Raw genomic sequence first — 4706 nt, 5'->3', positions numbered from 1 at the left:
GGTGGAAGTGTGGTAACACATGGAGCTGACTGTTACTAATCGGGTGAGGGCTTGACCAACCAGCCGAGGAAGCGGGCAAGGCAGGTAAGGGTCATACGGGAGCAAGCTTGCTTGTGGACGTATGAGCATTAGCTGACTTGAACATTTGCGAAGCAAATGACATCGAACGATGGAGTCGTGAGATGACCCCCGCTGGAGTAGCCTAAAAGAACAGGCGATGCAGCGCAAGCTGCGAGCCCGTGAAAAAAGGCAAATCGGCACGCAGGTTAAAAATTGATTCAACAAAAATGATTAACCATCAACAAACACATGTATGTAGTTTTTAAGGTACAAACCTTAATAAATAATCCTCCTTAGCTCAGTCGGTAGAGCATGCGGCTGTTAACCGCAGTGTCGTTGGTTCGAGTCCAACAGGGGGAGTTTTTTTATGCCTGTAAACAGAGTGCTGTTTACAGGCATATTTATATTTTCACATAATATCTGTTTTAACTGAATCGGGCAAGTCTCCTGCGGGATGGCGAATCCTCAATCTGCAGACAAAATCCAGAAATTCAGTTTACTCTCATCATACTCGATCGAGGCTCTTTTTCCTGCAAAAAAATTCTCCAGAACCTGATACATTTCATCAAAATGTCCTTCACATGCACAATTCCCAAGCGGTTCGATCCAACAGGATTGTTTTCCACAAGCATCACGAAGATGAATGCGAAAATGAAGTCCCTGATCTTTAAGTAGTCCATTTAGTTCAATGATATCATTAAAAGAAATACAATACATAAAATCAACCTCCCGTCAAATAATTATTGTGGTTAGAAATATCATAGCAAAGAAAAGAAAAACAGGCAATACAGATGCCGGTTTTCCGACAACAGACTGGAAACTGTTTTCAAATCATGTTAAAATATATACTATAGTAAATTTTGTCAGTTCCCAGACATTTTGGTAATCAGATAAAAAATCATCTGATTCACTTAAGAATAATTATAAGAGAAAGAAGCAGACAGATAAGAATGGAAATATTTGATATCATAGATGAAAACGGAAATCCCACCGGAAAGACCGTAGAACGGAGCATTGCCCATGCAGAGGGAATCCGCCATCGCACTGCGCATATCTGGATCATCCGCCGGAAAAATGGAAGAACAGAGATCCTTCTTCAAAAAAGATCCAGAAACAAGGATTCTTTTCCAGGAAAATTTGATACTTCATCTGCAGGTCACATACAGGCAGGGGATGAACCGTTGGAATCAGCATTGCGGGAACTAAAGGAAGAACTGGGGATACATGCAGTGCCAGAAGATCTGCAGTTTGCAGGAAAATTCCCGATATCTTTTGCCAAAGAATTTCATGGAAAAATGTTCCGGGATGAAGAGATTGCCTTTGTTTATATCTACGATCATCCGGTAGAGATCGATCGTCTTACACTTCAGAAAGAAGAAGTAGAAGAGGTACAGTGGTTTGATCTGGAAGCAACGTATCAGCAGTGCAGACAGCACAGAGATAAATTCTGTGTTCCATTAGGAGGCCTGCAGCTTGTGCGGGAATTCATAAAAAATAACAACAATAACGAATATAAAGGAGAGAAACAGTCATGAGAAAAGATTTTGGTGCAAAACCTTATACCTATCCACAGCCAGTATTAATGATCGCCACATATGGCGAGGATGGCAAACCGGACGTTATGAATGCTGCCTGGGGCGGAATCAGTGATGATAAGGAAATTTCCATCTGTGTCAGTGAGAGTCACAAAACAACCGAAAATATTCTGAAAAAAGGCGCTTTCACAGTAAGCATGGCGGATGTGGATCATATGACAGCCTGCGATTATGTGGGAATTGTTTCCGGAAACAAAGAGCCGGATAAATTTGCAAAAGCCGGATTTACAGCAGAAAAGTCCGAAAAAGTAGATGCCCCCATCATCAAAGAGCTTCCCATCTGTGTAGAATGTAAACTGAAAAGCTACGACAAAGAAACCTGCCGTCTGGTTGGTGAGATCGTAAATGTCAGCGTGGACGAACGTGTTCTGGACAAAAACGGAAATGTAGATGTAGCAAAAGCTGCACCGATCACGTTTGATCCGTTTAACAACGCATATATCCGTCTTGGCGAAAAGGTGGGCGATGCTTTTAAAGCTGGAGCTGCATTGAAATAAATAATATTTATGGAAACAAAAAAGTCTCTTTAAGAAGAAAGGATTGAAAAACCTGCCTTCTGGAAGAGACTTTTTTTATAATATTCCAAACTCTTTAACCAAATCAAGTAAGTCCCCTGCTTCAATTGCGAAAAGCAATAAGCAGTGGGTGGGGACTTGCTTGTATCAGGAGGAGTGCAAGCTCCTCCTGATAAACTGCGGAGCAGTTATTTGGTGTAGAGCCACGTAGCGAAGCGGATTGCGAATATCCGCTTGACATGCCTGGAAAATCCCGTCCTGATCATTACTTTTTGTTATAAAAGAAACAGCAGATGAAGCTACAGATCATATATGAACATAACAGATTCACGAAAAAACTTCGGATTATTCAGAAATTTCATGCTTGTATGTAAATATACGATATGATAACATAATCCATATATTATTTTTTGTAAAAAACATACAAAAAGGAGGAGCTGCCATGCGCCCAATGAGAGAAAAAATGCATACAGGAGAATTATATCTCCCTAATGACGATGAAATCTTTCAGGATCAGATCAGGAAACTGGACAGGCTTTATGATTTCAATATGACACGCCCTACACAGCTGGATAAAAGAAAAGAAATGCTGAAAGAGATGTTTGCGGAGATTGGTGAAGATTGTTATATCGAGCCACCGCTTCACGCCAATATGGCAGGTGCATATGTCCATTTTGGAAAAATGTCTATGCCAACTTTAACCTGACACTGGTAGATGACGGTCATATTTATGTTGGCGATTATACCATGATCGGTCCAAATGTGACCATCGCAACTGCGGGGCACCCGATCTTACCGGAGCTTCGTGAAAAAGGATATCAGTATAATATGGAAGTTCATATCGGTAAGAACTGCTGGCTGGGATCTGGAGTTGTTGTGTTACCGGGAGTTACTATTGGTGATAATGTTGTAGTTGGGGCCGGAAGTATAGTAACGAAGGATCTGCCTTCCAATGTGGTTGCAGTCGGTAATCCATGCAGGGTGCTGAGAGAAATGAATGAGCGGGATAAAGAATATTATTTTAAAGACAGAAAAATTGATTATTCTGAGATCGTTTAACCAAATCAAGTAAGTCCCCTGCTTCAATTGCGAAAAGCAATAAGCAGAGGGCAGGAACAGAGGCGTAAGCTTTTGCACATCAACAGATAATGCCGGGAGCAAAGGTCGAATGATCTTATGAAATATGAAACAGGTGGATGAGAACAGGAATGGATGAGGACCTGTCTGATGCTGAAAGAAAAGAGGAAAAATTATGGGAATGAATGAAACACCGTCAGCAGACCGTGTACATATCGGTTTTTTTGGCAGAAGAAATGCAGGAAAATCCAGTATTGTAAATAAAGTGACAGGTCAGGAACTTGCTGTGGTTTCCGATGTTAAAGGAACTACCACGGATCCGGTGAGCAAGGCCATGGAGCTGCTTCCAATGGGACCGGTTGTAATTATTGATACGCCGGGTATTGATGATGAAGGACATCTTGGAGAACTTCGAGTCCGAAAGGCAAAACAGGTACTGAACCGTGTGGATGTGGCAGTTCTTGTTGTGGATGCTACCCTTGGAAAAACCAATGTGGATGAGGAGCTGATCCACATTTTTAAAGAAAAGGAAATTCCGTACCTGGTTGTATACAATAAATCCGACCTTCTTTCGGAAAATCAGAAAATAAATGCGGATTCTCCGGATCGGAATCAGGAACCCTTCATTTACGCCAGTGCGGCAACAGGTCAGAACATCTATGAACTGAAAGAAAAGATCGCATCTCTTGCAGTAACCGATGATCTGAAATTACGTCTGGTAGGAGATCTCCTGGAGCCGTCAGACTTTGCGGTTCTTGTAGTACCGATCGATAAAGCCGCACCAAAAGGCCGCCTGATCCTTCCACAGCAGCAGACAATCCGGGATGTGCTGGAGGCTGGAGCAGCAGCCATTGTGATCAAAGAGAATGAGCTTTCCAATACTCTGGAAACTCTGGGTAAGAAGCCAAAGCTTGTGATCACAGACAGTCAGGTTTTTGCAAAGGTCAGCAAAGAAACACCGAAGGATATCTGGCTCACTTCATTTTCAATTCTGTTTGCCAGATTTAAAGGAAATCTGAAAACAGCGGCAGCCGGTGCAGCAGCCATTGACCGACTGAAAGACGGAGATAAGATCCTGATCTCTGAGGGATGCACCCATCATAGACAGTGTGATGATATCGGAACAGTCAAGCTTCCACGCTGGATCCGAAATTATACGGGGAAAGATCTGGAATTTGAGTATTCTTCAGGAAGAGATTTCCCGGAAGATGTGACGAAGTACAACTTGATCGTGCACTGTGGTGGATGTATGCTCAATGAGCGGGAAATGCGCTACCGTCAGAAATGTGCGCTGGACCAGGAAATCCCCATTACCAATTATGGAATTGCCATTGCTTACATGCAGGGAATCCTGAAACGATGTGTGGAAATGTTCCCGGATGTAAGAAAAGAGCTGGATGTTTAACCAAATCAAGTAAGTCCCCTGCTTCAATTGCGAAAAGCAATAAGCAGTGGGTGG

The 4706-nt window shown here is 42.5% G+C and carries 4 protein-coding genes, 1 tRNA gene and 1 pseudogene; 5 read left to right on the top strand and 1 reads right to left on the bottom strand.

Annotated elements, in window-relative coordinates; genetic code table 11:
• Positions 1 to 347: 347 nt before the first annotated feature.
• Positions 348 to 420, top strand: a tRNA-Asn gene (locus tag DWX61_RS12685).
• Positions 421 to 525: 105 nt separating this feature from the next.
• On the opposite strand, the gene DWX61_RS12680 is transcribed toward DWX61_RS12685, so the two are convergent.
• Positions 526 to 777: an RDAC family protein gene (locus DWX61_RS12680; protein ID WP_021977951.1), complete on the bottom strand. Its 252-nt coding sequence runs from the start codon at positions 775 to 777 to the stop codon at positions 526 to 528.
• A gap of 233 nt (positions 778 to 1010) precedes the next feature.
• Here DWX61_RS12680 and DWX61_RS12675 point away from each other — a divergent pair, with 233 nt between their 5' ends.
• The 4 genes and pseudogenes from DWX61_RS12675 (at position 1011) to hydF (ending at position 4652) form a co-directional block, all read left to right on the top strand.
• Positions 1011 to 1595 carry an NUDIX hydrolase gene (locus DWX61_RS12675; RefSeq protein WP_118625652.1) on the top strand — a complete coding sequence of 195 codons (585 nt, stop codon included), beginning with the start codon at positions 1011 to 1013 and terminating at the stop codon, positions 1593 to 1595.
• On the top strand, positions 1592 to 2152 hold the full coding sequence (locus DWX61_RS12670; RefSeq protein WP_021977953.1) for a flavin reductase family protein: 561 nt from the start codon (positions 1592 to 1594) through the stop codon (positions 2150 to 2152). Before DWX61_RS12675 ends, DWX61_RS12670 begins: the two co-directional genes overlap by 4 nt.
• Positions 2153 to 2633: 481 nt before the next feature.
• A pseudogene (locus DWX61_RS12665) lies at positions 2634 to 3229 on the top strand (sugar O-acetyltransferase).
• Positions 3230 to 3422: 193 nt separating this feature from the next.
• Positions 3423 to 4652, top strand: a complete 1230-nt coding sequence (gene hydF / locus DWX61_RS12660) for a [FeFe] hydrogenase H-cluster maturation GTPase HydF (protein ID WP_118625650.1) — start codon at positions 3423 to 3425, stop codon at positions 4650 to 4652.
• Positions 4653 to 4706: the final 54 nt, after the last annotated feature.

This window comes from Ruminococcus sp. AF20-12LB (assembly GCF_003478985.1).
Taxonomy (GTDB): domain Bacteria; phylum Bacillota; class Clostridia; order Lachnospirales; family Lachnospiraceae; genus Blautia_A.
Note: the sequence above shows the minus strand (reverse complement) of the source record. Positions and strands in the feature narration are given on the sequence as shown.

Coding starts and splice junctions, on each gene's coding strand:
- DWX61_RS12680 (WP_021977951.1), bottom strand. CDS start 777: ATGTATTGTATTTCTTTTAATGATATCATTGAACTAAATGGACTACTT.
- DWX61_RS12675 (WP_118625652.1), top strand. CDS start 1,011: ATGGAAATATTTGATATCATAGATGAAAACGGAAATCCCACCGGAAAG.
- DWX61_RS12670 (WP_021977953.1), top strand. CDS start 1,592: ATGAGAAAAGATTTTGGTGCAAAACCTTATACCTATCCACAGCCAGTA.
- hydF (WP_118625650.1), top strand. CDS start 3,423: ATGGGAATGAATGAAACACCGTCAGCAGACCGTGTACATATCGGTTTT.